The following is a 19,165-nucleotide window of genomic DNA, read 5'->3' on the forward strand; positions in this document are numbered from 1 at the left end:
CCGTTCTCCCTCGGCGTGCCCCCCATGACCGGCGGCGGCGGATTACACCATGTTCGCAGATCGGGCGGACCGGCGGGAGGCCCGGGTCGGTCCTCATCTGGACCTGCGCAGCGCCAGCACGGTGATCTCGTCGGTGGCGTGGCTGCCGCAGAAGGCCCGGTGGTCCTCCTCGATGGCCTTCACCACCGCCCCGGGCGGCTGGCCCATGCACCGGGCGAGCAGCTCGGTCAGGCGCGCCTCGCCGTAGTTCTCCCCGTCCGCGCTCTGCGCGCCCACCAGGCCGTCGGAGTAGAGCAGCAGCGTCTCACCCGTCGGCATCACCAGCTCGTCGGTGGCGGGCACCGACCCCTCCTCGAATCCGAGGGGGACGCCGCCGCCCTCGGTGAAGCGGATCCCGCCGCCGGGCTGGAGCAGCGCCGCCGGATGGTGCCCCGCGGAGGCGAGGCGCACCTTGCGGCCGCGGACGAAACCGGCGGCGGCCATCACGAACAGACCGGTCCGCTGCACGACGAGAGCGTCGTTGACCTTGCGCATGGCCTGCCCCGGGTCGTCCTCCCAGACGCTCAGCACCCGCAGCCCGTTGCGCACCATGGCGGTCACCGCCGCGGCCTCCTCACCCCGGCCCGCCGCACTGCCGATGACGAAACCCCAGCCGTTCTTGACCCGGAACACGTCGTAGAACTCGCCGCCGATCGCGCGCAGCCCCGAGCCCGGGTGATAGAACGCGGCGCTCTCGAAGCCGGGGATCTCCGGCAGCGTGCGGGGGAGCACGCCGGTCTGGAGGGTGTCGGCCGCCTGGGCGCGGCGCTGGAAGCCCCGCTGGGCCCGCATGGCCAGGCCGAGGTGCATGCCGATCTCCTCGAGCAGGCCGAGGTCGGCCAGGCCGAACGGCCGCCGGTCGCGCTGCCGCACCAGCGTGAGCACGCCGTGAACCTCGTCGTCGGTGCGGATCGGCACGCTCAGCAGCGACCCGGCCCGCATGCCGCTCAGCACGTTCCCGCCGAGGAGCGAGTCGTCCGCCAGCATCTCGTGCACGATCCCGCTCCGCGTCGCCAGGACCTGCTCGATCATGGGCGCCTCGGCCGGGGACGTCTCCTCGATCATCCGCTGGAGGCGGCCGAACGGCTGGTCGCCCGGGCCGACGACGATCACCCGCTGGATGTCGGCCCGATCGACGGCGGCCTGATTGACGGCGGCCCGATTGACGGTGGCGCCGTACGGGTCGCCGTTCCTGATCACGTCCGCGATCACCCAGTCGGCCGTCTCGGCCGCGAGCAGGCGCGCCGCGCGCAGCAGGGCCACCGGCTCGCGCAGGCTCTCCTCGTCGAGCAGCAGCCGGGTGAACCGGGACAGCAGTTCGTGCCGGCGGGCCGCCGCCATCAGATCCGGCGGGGAGCCCGCTGGACTCGTCCACTCGTCGCAGACCGGTCCGGGGGCCTCGGACACCCGCCTCTCAGTCCGCGGCGTTCCGGTCGGTGGCGGCTGGGTCGGTGGCGGCTGGGCCGGCAGCACGACCGCCGCGATCATCTCCTGGGGCTCGCCCGGCATCCGCAGCCTGCTGAGCACGAGCCGTACGACATGGGCCCGGCCCTGATGGGCCAGCCGGGTCTGGAACGACGAGGTCTCCTCGCCCCGCAGGAGGGTGGTGAAGTGCGCACGGAACGCGGCCCGGCCGGCCACGTCGATCAGCAGCGGGAAGGCACGGCCGATGAGGTAGCCGGCCGGGCTCCCCAGCAGGCGGGTGGTCTCGTTGTTGATGCGCCGCACCGTGCCGCCGGTGTCCACGATGATCACGGGTATCGGCAGCGAGCGGAAGACCTGGCGCAGCAGCTTGTGCTCACGCAGGGCGCCGCCGTCCCGGCGCCTGCGGGCGCGCCCCAGCTCGGCGAGGGCGTCGCGGAGCAGGTCCTCGGCGGTCTCCAGCTCTCGCAGGGCCGCGTCGGGCCGGAAATCGTCCCGCAGGACGGCGATGCGGTCGGCGAGACCACTCAGGGCGCGCTCGAGTTCGGCATTGGCGGGCAAGCGACCTCCTTGCGTCACCTAGACGCTACGCCCGGGACCGGGTCTAATCGTTCCAGCCTGGATTAATCCGGAACCGAGGGGAATGGTCTTTCTATCATGGAGACGACGTCCATCCTCGTGCGTGACCTGACCGCGCTCGGCAGGGTGACCGAGGGGGCCTCATGCGAGAGCGTTCTGCGCGGCATCAGCGAGGCCATGGCGCGCGGCGTCCCGGGTTGCGCCGGCGGCACCGCCGAGCTGTGGGCGGACGGGCCCGTGCTGCTCGCCGCGTCGCACAGCGAGCTCACCGCGCTGATCGACCGCGAGCGCGAGCTGCGTGAGGGACCTTCACGGGAGGCACTGGCCTCCGGTACGCCTGTCCTGGTGGCCGACGTCGTGCACGAGTCCCGCTGGCCCGGCTACTGCGCGACCGCCGTACGGCACGGCGTGCGCTCGGTGTTCGTGCTGCCGATCGAGGTGGACGACGGCATAGTCGTCATCGGCCTGTACGGCGTGCGCGCCGGGGTCTTCAGCCCCGCGGCCTTCACCGGAGAGGGCTCGCTCACGGCCCTGCTCAGAGAGCAGGTGACCGTGGCGCTGGCCAACGTGTGGCAGTTCGACGACGTCCTGACCGGCGCGGCCCAGATGCAGGAGGCCATGGAAGGGCGCTCCGTCATCGACCAGGCCAAGGGCATTTTGATGTCGACGAGCGGCTGCTCGGCCGAGGAGGCGTTCGAGGAGCTCAGGAAGGTCTCCCAGCATCACCAGGTGAAGGTGGCCGACCTGGCCCGGACGCTGGTCTCCGAACGGGGCCGGCGATCGGTGGTCACCGGAACGGCCACCCGGCTAGGCGGCGGTCAGGGAGACGGCGGTCAGGGAGACGGCGGGCGGCGGGGACAGGGTGATCCGGACCACCGGCGCCCAACCTGATCGTCAACCTGAGGGTGATCAGGAGGCGGCGAAGGCGGCGAGCGCCTCGCCGAGGGTGTCGAAGAGCGGCAGCCGTTCCGACAGCCCGGTCACCCACATCACCTTGGAGTTGGGGTACTGCACCGAGACCAGCGCGAAGTCGCCGCCGTCGCCGGTCGACCGCTGCCAGTGATGGACGATCAGCCCCAGCGCCCGGGAGTCCATGAACGTGACTCCGCCCAGGTCAAGGATCATGTCCGGGCCGTGGTCGTCCGCCGCCGCGTCCAGGAAGTCCGAGAACTGCTCGCGCGTCGTGGCGTCGAGAACGCCGTTGATGTGGATCACCACAATGCCGCCGGCCATGGTGGAGCTCAGGGACAGCAGCCCGTTGTTAGACACCTCGCGCCTCCTCTGCGGAGAAGATTACTGGTGTCCGCACGTCAGTGATACCGAGTGGTGATATTCCGAGATTTGCGGCAATATAGTCATCCTGAGGTCCAGCAGAGGGCCTTGTCTCGACACTGTAGCGAGGCGCGCCTTCTGCATGGATCGATCTCTGTGCGGATGCGCCAGGTGGTCCATCCCAGACGGGCGTCGCCCTCGCGTGAAGACAACGAGGGGATCTGCCAGATGCCTGCCGAGGGCCAAGCGACGAGCTTCGACACTCCGACCGCCGAGGAACTGCTGACCGAGTTGGCGCGGGAGGGTCTCCCCGCCGAGCGGCGGGATCGGCTCCGCGAGACGATCGTGGAAATGCACCTTCCGATGGCCAGGGACGTCGCCCGGCGTTACCTGCACCGCGGCGAGCCCATGGAAGACCTCCTCCAGGCGGCCTACGTCGGCCTGATGAAGGCCATCAACGGATTCGACCCGGAGCTCGGGCACGCGTTCCGCGGCTACGCGATGGTGACCATGACCGGTGAGGTCAAGCGGCACTTCCGCGACCGCACCTGGGCCGTCCGGGTGCCCCGTCTCTACCAGGAGCGGCGGGCCGAGCTCAACCGGCTGGTCGCGGAGATGACCCAGGAACTGGGCCGCTTCCCCACGGTCGCCGAGCTCGCCAAGAGGATGAACATCTCAGAAGAGGACATGCTGCTCACCATGGACGCCTCCGCGGCGTACAGCACGCTCTCCCTGGACGCGCCGATCGGCGCCGACGACGACGCGGCGGCGCTGGGGGACGTGATCCCCGACGAGGACGACGCCCTGGACATCCTGGTGGACCGGGAGGCCGTCAAGCCGCTCATCGACCACCTCCCCCAGCGGGAGAAGAACATCCTCCTGCTGCGCTTCTACGGCAACCTGACCCAGGCCGAGATCGCCGCGGAGTTCGACATCTCCCAGATGCACGTTTCGCGGATCCTCCGCAAGACCCTGGACCTGCTCCGTACGGAACTCGTCGCGGGATGAGTTCGGGGCGACCCCCAGATGAGTCCCAGATGAGCCACGGATGAGCCCCAGATGAGTTCCACCATGTGTCGTACGGTCGGCCGGGTCGCGCGATGTCCAGCGGAAGGCGCGTGACGGGTGCGGGATGACGGCGCCCCGGCGCACGTCACCGGGTCGGCCAGGGAGCGCGGTTTCTCCCTGGCCGACCTGCCCGACGTGCGGGAGTTCGCCGCTGGCGAGGCACGCCGTGGCGGGATGCCCGACGGCGCCGTCGGCGAGTTCCTGCTGGCGGTCAACGAGGTGGCGACCAACGCGGTGACCCACGGCTCCACCAAGGCGCGGCTGAGCGTCTGGCGGGACGGGGAGGACCTGGTCGTCGGCGTGCACGACGAGGGCCGGAACTGGCGTCCGGAGGGAGCCCCGGGGGAGACGCCGCCGCCCGAGAACGCGACCAGCGGCATGGGCCTGTGGGTGGCCCGCCGGCTCAGCAGGGACATAGCGGTTGAGACGGGGTCAGGCGGGACGACCGTCACGATGCGTTTCCCGGTCCGCGCCGGGTAGGGGACCGGCATGGCAGTCCCACGGATTCTGATAGTCGGCGGCGGATACGTCGGCATGTACACAGCACTCCGCCTGCAGCGACGGCTTCACCGCGGCGAGGCCCAGATCACCGTCGCCGACAACGACTCCTACATGACGTACCAGCCGTTCCTGCCCGAGGCGGCGGCGGGGAGCATCGAGGCCCGGCATGTCGTGGTCCCGCTCCGGCGGGTTCTCCGGTCCTGCGAGATCCTCAGCGGACGGGTCACCTCGGTGCGGCTGGCCGACCGGAAGGCGGAGGTCAAGCCGCACGAGGGGCCGGACCTGACCCTCGACTACGACTACCTGGTCCTCGCGCCCGGCTCGGTGTCCCGCCTGCTGCCGATCCCCGGCCTCGCCGAGAGCGGCATCGGGTTCAAGACCGTGGAGGAGGCCATCCATCTGCGCAACCACGTGCTCGGCCGGATGGACGTGGCCGCCTCGACGACCGACGACGACATCCGGCGACGGGCGCTGACCTTCGTCTTCGTCGGCGGCGGCTTCGCCGGCGTCGAGGCGCTCGCCGAACTGGAGGACATGGCCGCCCACGCCTCCAGATACTTCCGCGGGATCCACCGCGACGACATGCGCTGGATCCTCGTCGAGGCCACCGACCGCATCCTGCCGGAGGTCGGGCCGGACATGGGCCGATGGACCGCCCGGCAGCTGAGCGAGCGCGGCGTCGAGGTCAAGATGGGCACGCTGCTGAAGTCGGCGGAGGGCTGCCACATCGTGCTCGACGACGGCGACGAGTTCGACACCGACACGCTGGTGTGGACCGCCGGGGTGAAGCCGAACCCCATCGTCCGCGCGGGCGACCTGCCGCTCGACGAGAAGGGCCGGGTCAGGGCCACCCCGTTCCTGCGGATCGAGGGCACCGACTTCGCGTTCACGGGCGGGGACGCCGCCGCCGTGCCCGACCTCACCCGCCCCGGGCAGCTGTGCCCGCCCAACGCCCAGCATGCCGTACGGCAGGCCCGCCGCCTCGCCGGCAATCTGCTGGCCACGCTGCGGGGAAGAGAGCTGAAGCCGTACCGCCACCAGTCCGCCGGGTCGGTGGCCAGCCTCGGGCTCTACAAGGGCGTGGCTCAGGTCTACGGCCGGGAGGTGCGGGGGTATCCGGCGTGGTTCATGCACCGGACCTATCACCTGACGCGGATGCCCACGCTCAACAAGAAGTCCCGCATCCTGGCGGACTGGACCCTCGGCCTGTTCTTCCCGAGGGAGATCGTTTCGCTGGGGGCCGTACAGAATCCTCGCGAGGAGTTCACCCTGGCCGCACGAATGTGACGGCGCTCCCACGCACCGATCGCCCCCTCCTGTTCGAGGGGGCGATCTCGGTATGTCAGGAGAGGGAGGGGGCAGGGGGAGGGCTCAGCGGCGGGCGCGCCGGCGCCACCCGGCGGAGTTCACACCGGCGGCGCCGACGCCGGCCTGGTGCAGGGCGAGCAGGCACAGGCCGAGGGCGATCAACGCCGTCATGCCGATGCCGATGCTCGCGTCGAGAAGGTCGAGGAGAAAGGCGATCCCGAAGACCACCGCCGCCGCGATGGCGAGCACGGCCATCACCTCACTTTCCGGTTAACTGGAGCAGCAGCGTGTGATAGTCGCGAAGAGCGCGTCGCAGCGTCTCCGTGTCGCGCTCGTCGCCGTTCTTCCAGTGATCGAGCAGGGCGCGGCGGCGGGTCGTGATTCGCTTCAGCGCCTCGTCCACGAGGGCGTCCGCCTGCTCGACCGATTGGCGTGGATCGTCCACGAACCCGGCCTTGATCTCCCGCCAGTGCGTCTCGAACCCATCACCGTCGCTGGCGCCGTTGGTCCTGTCCGTGACTGTGGTCGTGGCGGTGACATCGGTGTCCTTGGCGGGCGCGGTGTCCTTGGCGAGTGCGGTGTCCTTGTTGAGCGCCGCCTCGTCCGCATCCCGGGCGCCGTTCGTGCGAGGCTCACTGGGGCGAGGCTCACTGGGCGCCTTCTGCGGATGGGTCGCCTGCTGGATGCGGGTCGCGCCGGGCGTGCGTGTCCGTGTGGTCTCGTCCATGGCGTCCGTCGTATTCCATTCGTCTGTCGAGGGTCGGATGTCGTCTTGTGAGGGCCGGGCGTTGTCCTTCGAGCCCCGGGCCGTCCTCGCCGCGTCGTTCGGAGTCAACGGTCGGCTCCCTTCACGCCCCGGGAGCGTGCGCCGTCCGCGCGGCTTTCGGCGTCATCACCGAGGAGCTCCCGGAAGAGCTCGCGGTAATGGACCATCGCCTGGCGCAGTTCCTCGGTGGTGGCGTCCTGCCGGGCGGCCCGTCCGCTGATGTCGTGTGCCTTGCGGTAATGGTCGAGAGTGGCGGCGTGGGCGACGGACAGGTCGCTCAGCCGCTGCTCGAACTCCTCGGTGGGATATCCGCGCTCGGCCATGACGGCGGCGACAAGGGTGCCGGCCTCGGCGACGGCGAAACCCGGCGCGTCGACGAACTGCTCCTGGACCTCGGCCCACTTCCTCGCGTAGGAATCTCTCGTCTCCGGGTCGAGCGGGCGAATGCGCAGCCTGGCGTGGCGCTCCTCGCGGGAGACCAACTCCTGTTCGGCCTCCCTGCGGCTGTCGCTGTGCCGTACCGTCCGTTCGTATTCGGGCCCGAACCGGTCCCGCAGGCGGCGGCGGCGACTCCAGGCCGTCAGGGCATAGCCGACCACGACCAGAGCCAGCACCACGACCAAGACGACTCCCGCCCATGTTCCGGCGCTCATGTCTGCCTCCCTGAATGGGTGGTTGCTGTTTCCGGCGACTGCCCTCGAAGGCGCCCTTCACGCGTCGCGTAGTCGGCGGATTCACGGGTAGAGGGGCTTTACCAGCAGAGGAGGTAGCCATGGGATTCGGAGCCAGTCTCGCCTTCATCGCGATCGGCGCCGTTCTCGCCTTCGCGGTGAAGTGGGACGTCCCCGGGATCGACTTACAGATGATCGGCTGGATCCTGATGGGGGTGGGTGTCGTCGGAGCGCTGCTGACCAGCCTTTACACCCGCCGCCCGCAGGCCGAGGAGACGGTTGAAGCCATCGAGCCGGAGGTGTACACGGTCGATCCGGCCGCCGAGCAGCACATCCACGTGCACGAGAACCAGCCGCACACCTCAGTAGACCCTGGTCGGCGCCACGTCCACATCCGGGAGGACACCACACCTGTCCGCCGGGAGGGCAACTGACCGCCGGGCTTCACCCCTGTCCTGAGGTGTCCGCCCCCCGTGGCCTTTCCCCCGGGGCCTCGCCGAGAACGGCCCGGGCCTCCGCCAGCACTCGCCCGATGTGAGAGGACCCCTCGGCGGGCACCTCCAGGAAGCCGTGTTCGGGGTCGTAGGTGATGTCGAGACCGTTGCCGACGAGCCGGTTCGCCCAGCGGAGAGCCGTGTTGAGCTTGTCCTTGGGGACCGTACGGCCCTGGGTGGCCGCGGACAGGTTGCGCAGGTTCGTGGCCGGCCCGCTCTGACTGTGTTCCCGGCGGAGCGTCCAGGGCAGCGCCCGGCTGTGATCGGTCATCGGCTTGGACAGGCCCGTCGCCCGCTTCGCCTGAAGGATGCCGGACTCCGTGACGCCGAAATGCGCCGCCAGCCGGGCATTCGACCAGCCCTCGGCCGCCAACCGGGCGAGCTCCTCTTGATCGATCCGCGGTTTCCTTCCCATGATCGAAGCTTAGGGCCGGAGGGGATCGTGATGTACGCACCCGGCCGGAAACTGCGCTAAGGTTATGGAAGCCCGGCCAGCCGGGCGACGGGACGTAGCGCAGTTTGGCAGCGCACTTGACTGGGGGTCAAGGGGTCGTGGGTTCAAATCCCGCCGTCCCGACAGAGTTTTAGCAGGTCAGAGGCCGTGATCACAAGAGAGTGATCACGGCTTTTCTGCTTCTCGTTGCTCATTCGTTGCTCGGATGATCCGTCAGTTGCTGACACCCCAATGTCGGTCGTTCTCGCAGCTTGCCGCCTACTCCACCCCTCTCATGCCCCGCGAGAGCCGAGATGTTCAAACAGAAGGTGCCGGACCTGTAGATCTACAACGTAAAGGGGTGCGGCGCTGCTTGATCTGCAGGACCAGGTGCTGGGTGTCGGGGTCGTAGACAAGCGCGGGGCCAGGACGCCGCAGGCTTACGCCGGTCGCCCACGTCGGCACGGGCTGGGGCGCGAGCCTGGCTTTTCTAGGATCGGCCCTCTCTCGGGAAGGGCTCCCCGATCGGCCATGGGTCCGTAAGGCCGAACCACTCCGTCGGCGTGCGCGCAGGATCGACGAAATGCATTGCGCCATGGGCGTCGACCGTCGATCGCCGCCACATCGGGAGCGGGGGCACGGACCACTCAGGGTCGGGGTGCTCCCAAATGGTGTGCTGCTGGGTGCCCACGAAGGCGGGGTGCAGGTTCTTGACGACGAGCACCGCCGACACGTGGCGGTGGCCCCAATGGTCGCCCTTGTACCAGTAACCGTCGGGATTGCGGACGAGGGCGTCCGAGTGGGTCTCGCCGCCAGGGCCAGTGCCGATCAGCAGGGCCTCGGTGCCGTACAGGGCGTTCTTCACGTCGTAGTCATCGGTGGTGATGCTGCTCGACGCCACCGCGACGACGTACGGAGCACCAAGCGGCCCGTATGCGGAGCCCTTGTCGTTCAGCGCGTTCTTGATCCCCTCCTTATCCTGCACCAAGAAGGCCCGCCCGCCACCGAAGATCCCAAGCGGTCTCACGCCCTCCTTTCCGCGGGCCTCGGGCGACTTCGGGAGCGCGTGGAACTGGATCCGCCACCCGTCCGCCTCGTAGGGCATGCCAGGGAAGTCGTGGCGGCCGTTCCCGCGGTCCCTGTAGGCGTCCGGGTTCAGCTCTCTTAGCCACTTCTCCAGTGTGGAGCGCAGCGGGCGAGCCCGGAGCGGGCCGTCCCCCTGCCTCTCCACGTCGATCCACAGGAAGAAGTTCGGGCTGTTGGTCTTGTCGAGCGACTCGTACACAGTGTTGACCCTCGCGGCCGCGCCCACCGCGACGTCGCTGGACGACGCTGATCGAGCTTCGACGTAGACCACGCTGCCGTCCTTCTCTGCCAGGAAGTCCGGGCGGCGACTGGTCGCGTCGACTTCCGGGTGGCAAGTCACGGTGTAGCCCATCCGGAGAAGACACTCGTGCAGGTACAACTCGAAGAAGGCCCCCTTGGACTGCCGGTCGTCCCTGGAACGCAGCCGTCCCCTGACGTCTGCTTGGGCGTCCGAGCAGAGCCGAGAAAACCAGTCTTCGATCAGGTCCCGGACCTGATCCCAGAAGGGGCCTGCCACACGGTCGATGAACTGGGAGTGGCTTTCCCCGTGCCTCCGGGACGGGTCTGTTCGCTCGAACGCCGAGAAGATGTTCATGCCGATCATCACACCCGGTCCACCGGCTCCGGGGCAAGGCAGATTACCGCGCGGCGAAGGACTTGCGAACCCTAACCAGGGCCGCGCCGACCACGATCGTGATCAGTTCGACCCGAAATGCAACGTCCGAGAGATCTGTGCGCAGCTCTTGCGTCCAGGTTCGCGATCGCTGTCATAGGAGTGCGCTCGACGTCATGCCACGGCCACCGTAGAGGGGTCCGAGTCGTGCCAGCGCCCGGCCGCGAGTTTCGAGGCGGACCGGTAGCGTTTCTCCCAGACCCCGGCGACCCGACCGCAGCATCCCGAAGGACACCCCGTGAACATCCCCGATATCGAATTCACGCGGATTCGGTCACTCGGCCCTGGCGGGCAACGCGACGGGTACGAGCAGTTCATCTGCCAACAGGTTGCACAGGAGCCACCCACGGCCGACGCCAAGTTCGTCTCACTGCATGGAGCCGGAGGCGACGGCGGCGTCGAGTGTTACTGGACGCTGCCCGACGGTACCAAGCACGGGTGGCAGGCCAAGTACTGGACCACCCACGCCGATGTCGACAAGGCCCAGCTCGACAAGTCCGTCGAGGCCGCACTGGACCAGCATCCGAACCTGACCAAGTACACGATTGCCATCCCTGCTGACCCGACCGGCCGCACCGGAGGCCGCGGCAAGTCGCTCCTGGAGAAGATCAATGACCCGGGAGGCTGGCTCGAGGGCTGGAGATCCATGGCCACCACGCGCGGCATGACGGTGGAGTTTGAGTTCGAGTGGGCGACGAACATCGTCACCCGTCTCGAACGCCTTGACACCACCGGCATCCAGCGCCGGTACTGGTTCGACGCCGACGTCCTCCCTGCCCAGTGGTGGAAAGATCGGCTGCAGGAGGCGATCGACGCCGCCCGGCCCCGGTACATGCCCGAGTTGAACGTTGAGGTGCCCGCCGCCAGGTCCATCGCAGCGCTCTGCTCCGACGACGAGTGGTGGGCGGTCGTCTTCGGACCCGCCCCCGGCGAGCTCCACTGGAACGGGCGCAACGGCTGGACCGACGACACGGGCCAGCTCGTCGGGACCGTTCGGCACACGGTCAACGCTGGCCAGAACGAACTGCTCCTCGACGCAGAGTGGCTCGAACGGTGGCTCACCGCCCAGCAGAAGTCGCTCATCTGGATCGAGAACACCGGCAAGGACGTATACAGAGGCTTCGGCGGTGGAGGCAGCCACCCGGGGAGGCTGACCCGCTCCCAGGTGCGGTCCTGGACCCCGGGCGGAAGCATGCAGGCCGCCGCACCCGGCTGGTACCGCATCGCAGCCAGCACCCCCTGAACTGCGACCGGCGTGAACTGCAGAGACCGATGGTCGTCCGGAACGAGCGTGCCTAGAGTAGACGGCGCGGAGAACGTCAGAGCAAGGTTAGCCAGGGCACTGAAGGCCACGAACGAGCACAACGATCCGTTCTGGGAGCAGGGCCGATGCGTAGATGCGGCACAGCTTCGTCTCCCTGCTCTTTGACTCCGGTGTTCCTCAGGAGGACATCGCCCGTCTCGTCGGTCACAGCGGGACAGCTGACACCGAAGCGGTCTACCACATGCAGATCCGCCCTGTCCTCCTCCATGGAGCCGAGGTCATGGGCCGCATCTTCTCGTGACCAGGCCGCCTGCGGATACCCGCAGCAGACGTTCCGCGAACACGCTCCGAGACAGGGCTTCCCTCTGGAGTGTGGACACCCGGTGAACGTGTGGGCCGTGGCCGGCGGTGCCAACGTCGGCCACGCGGTGGTGCGCGGGGACGGCCCGAACCGGCGGAGACTCAGCGTGGCGGGGTGTAGATCGGCCTCGCGGCCCACGGGATCAGCGAGTGCCATGGCCGTGGGAAGTCAATCTCGCAGCACCGTATAGAGCCCGCGTCGCTCAGCGCGGTGCGCACTAGCTCGATTTGGTCTGCGTGGATGACCAGGTCGAGGTCGTAGCCCTCCTGAGCCTCGGTCTTTGCCAGGCGTTCTGCGTCGTTGCCGTGGTCACCGTATGGCGGCACCCCGTCCCGGCGGCTGACTATGCGCCGGCTTAGCCCGTCCCCGCAACCCGGGTTCTCGCCCGCGCTCGGTTGCGGGTTGTGGTGGGCGAGTGGTGGCCGTTGAAGATCTTTTGCTGGCGCAAAACATCTTCAACGGCCACCAGCACCCGGGTTGCGGGGCCGGTCACGCCGTCGCTCCGTCTGCCTTTTCGCCGGGACGGGGCAGCCGCCGAAACAGCTCCCCCCCGGTCAAGACGCAAGAAACCCGTGTGGCGGCAGGCCACAGCGAAGGGGGAGGACCCGTGCTCGACATCCACATCAGCCTCACCGGCAGGATCGCCTACGACCCGCGATTCTTCCCGCCCGACCACGAGGCGCCGGCCATGTGGTCGGCGGTGCTGGAGGTCAACGGGCCTCCCACCCCGCGCCGCGATGGCTCGACCTACATCCCCACCCGCCAGGTGGAGGTCGTCGTCTACGGCGTCGCGGCGATCCGAGCCCAGGAGTCGTACCGCAAGGGCCAGCTGATCATGGCGCAGGGCTGCGACCTGATCCCGCGTACCTACGAGACGAAGGGCCGCGAGGGCAAGCCGACCGTCCGCGCCACGGTGAAGGTGATCGCGGCCAATCTCGGGCTGGCCTCCCGCTACAGCCCGGTGCACGAGGGCACCGCAGGCTGGCCGGTTGACGCCTCACCCCGCCGCCTGGCCCAGGGCGCCCCCGCGGTCGTCGCCGAGGAACCCGCCCCTGCTTCCTTCGCCGGCTGACCTCCCCTCGCTCGGGCGGCCCGCGACCACCGGGCCGCCCGAACGGGGTTCACGTCCATGGGTGACCCCTCCCGACCTGGACGGCACTACCCGCCCATCTTCATCCCGTACTGCTTTTTTGAAAGGAGTCCGTATGTCCACGACCACCGTTGCCGAGTGGGAGACCGACCTGCGTGAGGCCGAGGGTCTGCGCCTGGTCCGGATCCCGCTGAAGTTCCTCGACCACCACCCCGGCAACGTCCGCTCCGACTTCGCGCTGACGGAGGCCTTCTGCCAGTCTCTGGCCGCTGAGCAGCAGGTGCCGGTGCACGTCATCCCGATCCCGGCCGACCACGAGCGGGCCGAGGGGGAGGAGGGCTACCGGTTCTGGGTGACCAAGGGTAACCGTCGGCTTGCCGCCGCCCGCAGCACGCAGTTGCCCGACCTGCTGTGCCTGATCGACCTGGCCAAGGCCGGTGACCGTGCCGGCCTGTTCATCGACATGGTGGTGGAGAACGACGACGACTACCGCCACGGGCTGACCGCCTTCGAGCAGGCCCAGGCGCTGTTCGAGGCACACCATGCTGGCGCGAGCCGTACCCGCCTCCAGAAGGTCACCGGCCGCAGTCGTCAGCAGATCGCCGAGGCCCTCACTGTCGGCGGCCTGTCGGCGACCACCCAGCAGGGCGCTCGCCAAATGGATTATGAGTGGACGCTGGAGGACCTGGCGCTGCTGGCCGAGTTCGACGGCGACGAAGAGGGCCTCGCGGAGATCCACGAGCGGCTCCGCTGGGGTGGCAAGGTCCGCTACGTGGTCGAGCGCGTCCGCACCGAACGGGCCGAGGCCGCCGAGCACGCTCGGCTGCGGGCCGAGCTGGAAGAGTCCGGCATTACCGTCACCGAGCAGCTTCCGCCGGGCGCGCTCACGCTCGCCCGCCTGGCCGACGCCGTCGACGGCTTCGACCCTGAGACGCACGCCACCTGCGGTGGGCACGGGGTGTACTTCCGTTCCTTCGACAAGACCACTCCGGTGGCCTACTGCACCACCCCGGACCAGCACGGCCACGCCGTACCGGCCTCACCTGTGGTGACTGGCACGGCCGAACCGGCCAAGGGTGAGGATCTCGAGCGCAGGCTCGTCATCGAGGGCAACCGGGCGTGGAAGGCCAGTGCCGTCGTACGCCAGGAATGGGTGGCCGCCCTGCTGGCCCGCACCACCGCCCGCGCCAAGGCCGGTCCTGGCCTGGGTCGCCCGGCAGCTGGTGGAGATGCCCGCCCCGCTGCGGGACAAGCTCACCGCTGCCCGGCACAGCCCACTGTGGGCCACACTCACCGGAAACTTCCGCGTGGAGAATGCCGCCACCGTCCGGCCGGGACGGCTGCCGCTGCTGGCCCTGGCACCGATCGCCGTGGCGTACGAGCACCAGATGACCGTCCCGGACACAGCCAGATACACCTGGCGGCAGGACCGCTCCTGCCCGGTCAGCCGCGCCGACGCGGCCGCGTACCTGTCTCTGCTGGCCGAGCTCGGCTACCTACCCACGCCGATCGAGCAGGCGATTATCGACGGTGTGCCGTACCGTGGCGACGCACCCACGGGCGAGGGACTGGAGTCCGACCCGTCGGCCGACGACACGGACGTCAACGACCGGTCGCAGCACCCGGATGAGGCGGAGACCAACGGCGGCACCTCCGCCGGCGAGAAGCCGGAACCCGACCCGTCGGCCGAGGCCGCCGACGTCGACAGCTGGCCGCAGAACCCCGCTGCGGCGCAGCCGAGTGGCGCGCCCGCGACGGACGTCGACGCCTGGGTGGACCCCGAAACCGACCGCGACGCCGACGCCGACGCTGACGACGGCACGCCGTACTCGGCGGCGGCCTGACCCAGCCCCTCCTTCAGGGCGCGCGTGCCGCGCGCCCGCACCACGCCCCACGGGCCCGGCCTCACCACGAGGCCGGGCCCTCCGCTTACCACCCGGAAGGACCGCAGATGACCATCGTCTCTCCCGTTCCGCTCACCACCCGCAACGCCGACCTGGGCGACCTGCACGCGCTGCTGCGCGACCAGCACGCCCGCAAGGTCGACGTTCCAGTCGGCGCCGCGCAGATCCGCGCCGTCGGCACGCACCTGCAGCTGATCGGCACCCCGCCGGTGCTGTCGGATGCAGGTGTCACCGACAGCAGTGGCCTGTACCTGCCGACCGAGATCTGCGACCAGGGCCTGGCCGACAAGCTCGGCATCCCGCCCGCCTACCTGCGGAGGCTGCGCGAGCAGCGGCCCGGCCTGTACGAGGCGAACGTCAACGGCTGGCTGGAGACCGACGACCGCCGCTTCCTCGTACGCGCGCTGCGCGGCACCGGCGACGGGGCCGATGTGGCCCGGGCGTTCCTGTCGGACCGCTACAAGCTCATCGACAACCTGGACGTCCTCATGGCCGCCCTGGACGGGGTACGGCTCGCCGGAGTCGACGTCCGCATCGACGGCTGCGATCTGACCGAACGGCGCATGTACGTCCGCGTGGTGTGCGAGCAGGTCGCCGCCCTGGCCCCCGAACTGCTGGCCGACTACCGCAGCCCGTTCACCGGCGCCTCCGGTGCTGACAACCCGCTGGTCTTCGCCGGATTCGTGATCAGTAACAGCGAGACCGGCTGTGGGGCGTTCACCGTCACCCCGCGGCTGCTGGTACAGGTCTGCAACAACGGCCTGACCATCAACGCCGACGCCCACCGCCACGTCCACCTCGGCGGCCGCCTCGACGGCGGCGAGACTGACGGCGGCATCATCCGCTGGAGCGGCGACACCCAGGACAAGAACCTGGCCCTGATCACGGCCAAGACCCGGGATGCCATCACCACCTTCCTGGACATCGACTACGTCAAGGCCAAGATCCGCGAGCTGACCGAGGTCGCCGGTGCCGAGCTCGCCGACCCGGAGAAGACCATCCAGACGGTCGCCACCAAGTTGCGATTCACCGAGGAGCAGCAGCGCGACATCCTGCGCCACTTCATCCGCGGCGGTGATCTGACCGCCGGCGGCGTGATGCACGCCGTCACCAGCGTCGCCCAGACCATCGACGACGCCGACACCGCCCACGACATGGAAGGCCAGGCACTGCGCGCCCTGCACTTGGCCGCCACCGGCACCTGATCGGCGCCCTTTCGCAGACCCCGCGCGGGCTCCCCCAGAGGCGAGGGGCCCGCGCGATCCTCTGTCCTGTTCCGAACCCAGCGCGGATACGACGAGTTCGGACGTTTCGCGGCCGGATCCCGCAGGTGAGGGGCATGTCCTGCTGCGCATCGGTGAAGCCCCCTGCTGCGTGTTCTGGCCGGTCAGTCTCGCAGGCACGGTCGTTCACGCAACCAGGCTCTCGCTCCGCTCGCCCCGCACGTGCATGATCTTTTGCCGTCTGGAGTCGGCTCCATCCGCCACCCGTATATCGAACTCACCGCGGCAAAACATCGTGCCCGTACGGGGCCGCCCGGTTGCCCTCTCTCCCTTCCGCCTGCGTCCCCTCCCTCACCAGAACACGCCACGGACGCCCGGCAGGAGTCCCAGCGAAGGAGCAGGACATGACCCTCATCCTCGACCTCCCCCTCTACTCGACCGACCTCACCGCCTGCGGCCGCTGCGGCGAGACCGCCCAGCTGGAGCAGATGTTCCGCTGTTCCGGCCGGACGTGGATCTGCCTGGGCTGCATCACCGAGGCCGTCGAGGCCCACCGCCTGGCGGTCGTGGCCGGCCGCCAGGTCTAGGAACTGCACGCGTGCGACGCGGGGGCCCACGCCTCCGCGTCGCCCTTTCCGATCCTTATTCGACATATCACGATCTACTGGAGGAATCCCATGGCCAACGAGACCGCCATCACCATCGTCGGCAACCTCACCGCCGACCCCCGTCTGTTCTTCAGCCGGCAGGGCGTGGCGGTGGTGAACTTCACCGTCGCGGCGTCTCGCCGGGTGTATGACAAGGCCACGGACCGCTGGCTCGACAGTGACACGTTGTTCCTGCGGTGTTCGGCGTTTCGGCAGCTGGCCGAGAACATCGCTGAGTCGCTGACCAAGGGGTCGCGCGTGGTGGTCACCGGACGGCTGCGACAGCACGGGTACGAAGACAAGGAAGGCATCTGGCGCACGTCCGTCGAGGTCGATGTCGAGGACGTCGGTCCGTCGCTGAAGTGGGCCATCGCCAAGGTCACCAAGGTTCCGGGTGGTGTCCAGACGGATAGCACAGCCGCCCCGGTAACCGATCCGTGGGCGGTCGCGCCTGCTTCACCGTCACCGGTCCCCGCGTGGTTGGCTCCTGCGGCACCGGCTGGCGGCTTTCCGGGTAACCCTTCTGATCTCGCGGCGTGAAATCCCTGCGAGCATGTGCATGCAGGCAGCACGACTTGCTGTACACCTCCGAGCTGTTCGATCCAGAGGCAGGCCCGATGGCGGTGAGAGCCCCGGATCTCCACTTTCTCGTTGCGTACATCGTCCGCGGGGTCTAGCTCGCCCTATCGCGAACTGTGCGACACAGCCTCATCAATGCTTGAAGTGTTGAGGTGAATACGTAGAGTAGCCAAGCGTGAAACGATCAAGGGTAAGCATGAGATCGAGAGCGGGAACGACTGTCGCGCTACTCGCCACGACGCTCCTTCTCGGGACGGCCGGATCGGCGTCGGCGGGAACATCTGACTGGAACGACGCCTATGGTGATGCTCGTGTGAGCGTGCCGGCCGACCGGTCGGTGATCAAGATTTGCGACGGCAGGGTGGACCGCGTGGCTTACAAGGCCGTGTGGCATAACGACAACCCGATCGACGCACGGAAACCATTCGAGGTGCGGGCACCGCAGGGGGTTGTGCGACCGACAGCTCTCTGTTGGGGTCGGTCAAGGTCTTCAAACTGTGTCAGGGGAAGGTCGACGCGAACAACCACATCCAGTGGGGTGTCTGCAGGCCCCCGGTGTGGCCGGGAGGGCGCTGACGGGCTCGCCCCCCTATACGCAGAGGAGACGCCGACAGCGGCGGTCGGTGCCGGGACCAGGTCACGCCCCGGCGCTGCCGCCGCTGAGGTTGGCTTGGATATCGCCCTGCTTCTGTTCCACCACGCTTTTGATCAGAGTGGCCAGGCCCAGGGCGACCCCGGCGATGATGGCCGTGATGATCACCCACTCCACGGCTGAGGCTCCACGTGTCGGGGCCATCCGGGCGCGGTAGATCCGAACGGACAGACAGGCTCGCAGGTAGATGATCCAGGGGTGGTTCACGGGCCTCAACATCTTCCATGGAGGGCGAACGAGGGTTCACGTACGGAGCCGCAGAGGTGGCGTAGCTCTCCGGGGCAAGCAATATTACTGTAAGGAATCGACCATGTGCGCATTGTGTTTGATGGAGTTGTGAAGGCGTGGGTGAACGAGCCGAGAACCTGGAACTCCATTCGATGCTCCTTCGGAGCGCACCGTCCGCAGTGCGCGCGCCATTCAGGGGCAGCGGTTGAGGTCTGCTGATCGAGTGCTCCGCCGAGGGTGAGGGGTCACTCTGGAATGGCGGTACCACCGGGACGGTGTGAAGACCGATAACCGTGGCGTGCGCGGGAGGGCAAGGCGAGGACGGAGGAGCCTGCCAGCCATGCAGCGAGTTGCACGCGGTTGATCAAGATTAGTTCGGTGCTCGCTGCGGACTGTCTGGCGGGGCCGGTGAAGTCGGCTGTGGTGACCAGGACGCCACGATGACCGGGGTAGGCGTGCAGTGCGCCGAGAAGGTTGCGTATCTCCGGAGAGCCAACTGATTTCGCCCACCTCTTGCACTGGACGACGAACCGCTCTCCGGTGGATGCGACTGCGACGATGTCGACGCCTCCGTCGCCGCTGCCGCCGATCCGGTGCACCTTGTGGAAGCCGTCACGCTGGAGCAGGGCTTCGATGAGGGCTTCGAACTGACTGCCGGTCATCCGGTCGGCTTTCTCCAGACGGGCGTTGTCTCTCAGCCATTCCTGTCGTCGTGCCTCGATCACCCGGGCTCGCAGGAGCAGGGCCCCTATGATGCCGATCGCTGTCACGATCGTGATGACGATGACGAGCGGCCAGTTGGCGGTGATGAACTCAATGAGCCGTTTGACCATCACGATCAGGAGGATTGCGGCGACCGGCCATAAGAACCAGGCCGGGTCGTTCCTCCGTCGCCGGGAGCGTCG

At 68.6% G+C, this 19,165-nt stretch carries 21 protein-coding genes and 1 tRNA gene; 13 read left to right on the forward strand and 9 right to left on the reverse strand.

Going from position 1 to position 19,165, the window contains the following annotated elements:
• Positions 1 to 93: 93 nt before the first annotated feature.
• Complete coding sequence (locus Mth01_RS02980) at positions 94 to 2,022, reverse strand: SpoIIE family protein phosphatase (RefSeq protein WP_204010693.1); 1,929 nt, start codon at positions 2,020 to 2,022, stop codon at positions 94 to 96.
• Positions 2,023 to 2,118: 96 nt separating this feature from the next.
• Here Mth01_RS02980 and Mth01_RS02985 point away from each other — a divergent pair, with 96 nt between their 5' ends.
• On the forward strand, positions 2,119 to 2,931 hold the full coding sequence (locus tag Mth01_RS02985; protein WP_204010696.1) for a GAF and ANTAR domain-containing protein: 813 nt from the start codon (positions 2,119 to 2,121) through the stop codon (positions 2,929 to 2,931).
• A gap of 18 nt (positions 2,932 to 2,949) precedes the next feature.
• Here the strand turns inward: Mth01_RS02985 and Mth01_RS02990 are convergent, their stop codons facing one another.
• Positions 2,950 to 3,309, reverse strand: coding sequence for an STAS domain-containing protein (locus Mth01_RS02990; RefSeq protein ID WP_239089296.1), 360 nt, complete (start codon positions 3,307 to 3,309; stop codon positions 2,950 to 2,952).
• 231 nt (positions 3,310 to 3,540) lie between these two features.
• Between Mth01_RS02990 and Mth01_RS02995 the strand changes: the two genes are divergently transcribed.
• From Mth01_RS02995 to Mth01_RS03005, 3 genes are all read left to right on the forward strand, one after another.
• Positions 3,541 to 4,320, forward strand: a complete 780-nt coding sequence (locus Mth01_RS02995) for a SigB/SigF/SigG family RNA polymerase sigma factor (RefSeq protein ID WP_204010698.1) — start codon at positions 3,541 to 3,543, stop codon at positions 4,318 to 4,320.
• A 117-nt stretch (positions 4,321 to 4,437) separates the two neighbouring features.
• Positions 4,438 to 4,860 (forward strand): ATP-binding protein, encoded by a 423-nt coding sequence (locus Mth01_RS03000; protein ID WP_204010700.1) that lies wholly within the window; start codon positions 4,438 to 4,440, stop codon positions 4,858 to 4,860.
• Positions 4,861 to 4,869: 9 nt separating this feature from the next.
• The gene (locus tag Mth01_RS03005) at positions 4,870 to 6,168 is read left to right on the forward strand and encodes an NAD(P)/FAD-dependent oxidoreductase (protein ID WP_204010702.1); all 1,299 of its coding nucleotides are present in this window, start codon (positions 4,870 to 4,872) and stop codon (positions 6,166 to 6,168) included.
• Positions 6,169 to 6,252: 84 nt separating this feature from the next.
• Here the strand turns inward: Mth01_RS03005 and Mth01_RS03010 are convergent, their stop codons facing one another.
• The 3 genes from Mth01_RS03010 to Mth01_RS03020 all read right to left on the reverse strand — a co-directional run bounded on the left by Mth01_RS03010 (position 6,253) and on the right by Mth01_RS03020 (position 7,608).
• Positions 6,253 to 6,444, reverse strand: coding sequence for a hypothetical protein (locus tag Mth01_RS03010; protein WP_239089297.1), 192 nt, complete (start codon positions 6,442 to 6,444; stop codon positions 6,253 to 6,255).
• A 4-nt stretch (positions 6,445 to 6,448) separates the two neighbouring features.
• Positions 6,449 to 6,916, reverse strand: a complete 468-nt coding sequence (locus tag Mth01_RS03015; protein WP_204010705.1) for a hypothetical protein — start codon at positions 6,914 to 6,916, stop codon at positions 6,449 to 6,451.
• A 104-nt stretch (positions 6,917 to 7,020) separates the two neighbouring features.
• Complete coding sequence (locus Mth01_RS03020; protein WP_204010707.1) at positions 7,021 to 7,608, reverse strand: hypothetical protein; 588 nt, start codon at positions 7,606 to 7,608, stop codon at positions 7,021 to 7,023.
• Between the two features lie 119 nt (positions 7,609 to 7,727).
• Between Mth01_RS03020 and Mth01_RS03025 the strand changes: the two genes are divergently transcribed.
• The gene (locus Mth01_RS03025) at positions 7,728 to 8,060 is read left to right on the forward strand and encodes a DUF6458 family protein (protein WP_204010709.1); all 333 of its coding nucleotides are present in this window, start codon (positions 7,728 to 7,730) and stop codon (positions 8,058 to 8,060) included.
• A gap of 10 nt (positions 8,061 to 8,070) precedes the next feature.
• Here Mth01_RS03025 and Mth01_RS03030 read toward each other — a convergent pair whose 3' ends face one another.
• Positions 8,071 to 8,535, reverse strand: coding sequence for a hypothetical protein (locus tag Mth01_RS03030; protein ID WP_204010711.1), 465 nt, complete (start codon positions 8,533 to 8,535; stop codon positions 8,071 to 8,073).
• 88 nt (positions 8,536 to 8,623) lie between these two features.
• Between Mth01_RS03030 and Mth01_RS03035 the strand changes: the two genes are divergently transcribed.
• Positions 8,624 to 8,697 (forward strand) — tRNA-Pro (locus tag Mth01_RS03035).
• Positions 8,698 to 9,043: 346 nt separating this feature from the next.
• Here Mth01_RS03035 and Mth01_RS03040 read toward each other — a convergent pair.
• A complete protein-coding gene (locus Mth01_RS03040; protein WP_204010713.1) occupies positions 9,044 to 10,234 on the reverse strand; it encodes a hypothetical protein in 1,191 nt (396 codons plus the stop codon).
• A 316-nt stretch (positions 10,235 to 10,550) separates the two neighbouring features.
• Between Mth01_RS03040 and Mth01_RS03045 the strand changes: the two genes are divergently transcribed.
• From Mth01_RS03045 to ssb, 7 genes are all read left to right on the forward strand, one after another.
• The gene (locus Mth01_RS03045) at positions 10,551 to 11,555 is read left to right on the forward strand and encodes a hypothetical protein (RefSeq protein ID WP_204010714.1); all 1,005 of its coding nucleotides are present in this window, start codon (positions 10,551 to 10,553) and stop codon (positions 11,553 to 11,555) included.
• 989 nt (positions 11,556 to 12,544) lie between these two features.
• Positions 12,545 to 13,009: a single-stranded DNA-binding protein gene (locus tag Mth01_RS03050; RefSeq protein ID WP_204010722.1), complete on the forward strand. Its 465-nt coding sequence runs from the start codon at positions 12,545 to 12,547 to the stop codon at positions 13,007 to 13,009.
• Positions 13,010 to 13,142: 133 nt separating this feature from the next.
• The gene (locus Mth01_RS03055) at positions 13,143 to 14,657 is read left to right on the forward strand and encodes a ParB/RepB/Spo0J family partition protein (RefSeq protein ID WP_204010725.1); all 1,515 of its coding nucleotides are present in this window, start codon (positions 13,143 to 13,145) and stop codon (positions 14,655 to 14,657) included.
• On the forward strand, positions 14,560 to 14,871 hold the full coding sequence (locus Mth01_RS03060; RefSeq protein ID WP_204010727.1) for a hypothetical protein: 312 nt from the start codon (positions 14,560 to 14,562) through the stop codon (positions 14,869 to 14,871). Before Mth01_RS03055 ends, Mth01_RS03060 begins: the two co-directional genes overlap by 98 nt.
• A 107-nt stretch (positions 14,872 to 14,978) precedes the next feature.
• Positions 14,979 to 16,136, forward strand: a complete 1,158-nt coding sequence (locus Mth01_RS03065; RefSeq protein WP_204010730.1) for a DUF932 domain-containing protein — start codon at positions 14,979 to 14,981, stop codon at positions 16,134 to 16,136.
• A 422-nt stretch (positions 16,137 to 16,558) separates the two neighbouring features.
• Complete coding sequence (locus tag Mth01_RS03070) at positions 16,559 to 16,741, forward strand: hypothetical protein (protein WP_055483800.1); 183 nt, start codon at positions 16,559 to 16,561, stop codon at positions 16,739 to 16,741.
• Between the two features lie 90 nt (positions 16,742 to 16,831).
• Positions 16,832 to 17,341, forward strand: coding sequence for a single-stranded DNA-binding protein (gene ssb / locus Mth01_RS03075; RefSeq protein WP_204010732.1), 510 nt, complete (start codon positions 16,832 to 16,834; stop codon positions 17,339 to 17,341).
• 676 nt (positions 17,342 to 18,017) lie between these two features.
• Here the strand turns inward: ssb and Mth01_RS30075 are convergent.
• Both Mth01_RS30075 and Mth01_RS03085 read right to left on the reverse strand, forming a co-directional pair.
• The gene (locus tag Mth01_RS30075; protein ID WP_268778102.1) at positions 18,018 to 18,149 is read right to left on the reverse strand and encodes a hypothetical protein; all 132 of its coding nucleotides are present in this window, start codon (positions 18,147 to 18,149) and stop codon (positions 18,018 to 18,020) included.
• 356 nt (positions 18,150 to 18,505) lie between these two features.
• A complete protein-coding gene (locus Mth01_RS03085) occupies positions 18,506 to 19,093 on the reverse strand; it encodes a restriction endonuclease (RefSeq protein ID WP_239089310.1) in 588 nt (195 codons plus the stop codon).
• Positions 19,094 to 19,165 lie beyond the last annotated feature (72 nt).

The sequence above is a fragment of the Sphaerimonospora thailandensis genome (assembly GCF_016863115.1).
GTDB lineage: Bacteria > Actinomycetota > Actinomycetes > Streptosporangiales > Streptosporangiaceae > Sphaerimonospora > Sphaerimonospora cavernae.

Coding starts and splice junctions, on each gene's coding strand:
- Mth01_RS03015 (WP_204010705.1), bottom strand. CDS start 6,916: ATGGACGAGACCACACGGACACGCACGCCCGGCGCGACCCGCATCCAG.
- Mth01_RS03040 (WP_204010713.1), bottom strand. CDS start 10,234: ATGAACATCTTCTCGGCGTTCGAGCGAACAGACCCGTCCCGGAGGCAC.
- Mth01_RS02985 (WP_204010696.1), top strand. CDS start 2,119: ATGGAGACGACGTCCATCCTCGTGCGTGACCTGACCGCGCTCGGCAGG.
- Mth01_RS03070 (WP_055483800.1), top strand. CDS start 16,559: ATGACCCTCATCCTCGACCTCCCCCTCTACTCGACCGACCTCACCGCC.
- Mth01_RS03030 (WP_204010711.1), bottom strand. CDS start 8,535: ATGGGAAGGAAACCGCGGATCGATCAAGAGGAGCTCGCCCGGTTGGCG.
- Mth01_RS03065 (WP_204010730.1), top strand. CDS start 14,979: ATGACCATCGTCTCTCCCGTTCCGCTCACCACCCGCAACGCCGACCTG.
- Mth01_RS02995 (WP_204010698.1), top strand. CDS start 3,541: ATGCCTGCCGAGGGCCAAGCGACGAGCTTCGACACTCCGACCGCCGAG.
- Mth01_RS03025 (WP_204010709.1), top strand. CDS start 7,728: ATGGGATTCGGAGCCAGTCTCGCCTTCATCGCGATCGGCGCCGTTCTC.
- Mth01_RS03005 (WP_204010702.1), top strand. CDS start 4,870: ATGGCAGTCCCACGGATTCTGATAGTCGGCGGCGGATACGTCGGCATG.
- Mth01_RS03020 (WP_204010707.1), bottom strand. CDS start 7,608: ATGAGCGCCGGAACATGGGCGGGAGTCGTCTTGGTCGTGGTGCTGGCT.
- ssb (WP_204010732.1), top strand. CDS start 16,832: ATGGCCAACGAGACCGCCATCACCATCGTCGGCAACCTCACCGCCGAC.
- Mth01_RS03085 (WP_239089310.1), bottom strand. CDS start 19,093: ATGGTCAAACGGCTCATTGAGTTCATCACCGCCAACTGGCCGCTCGTC.
- Mth01_RS03010 (WP_239089297.1), bottom strand. CDS start 6,444: ATGGCCGTGCTCGCCATCGCGGCGGCGGTGGTCTTCGGGATCGCCTTT.
- Mth01_RS03055 (WP_204010725.1), top strand. CDS start 13,143: ATGTCCACGACCACCGTTGCCGAGTGGGAGACCGACCTGCGTGAGGCC.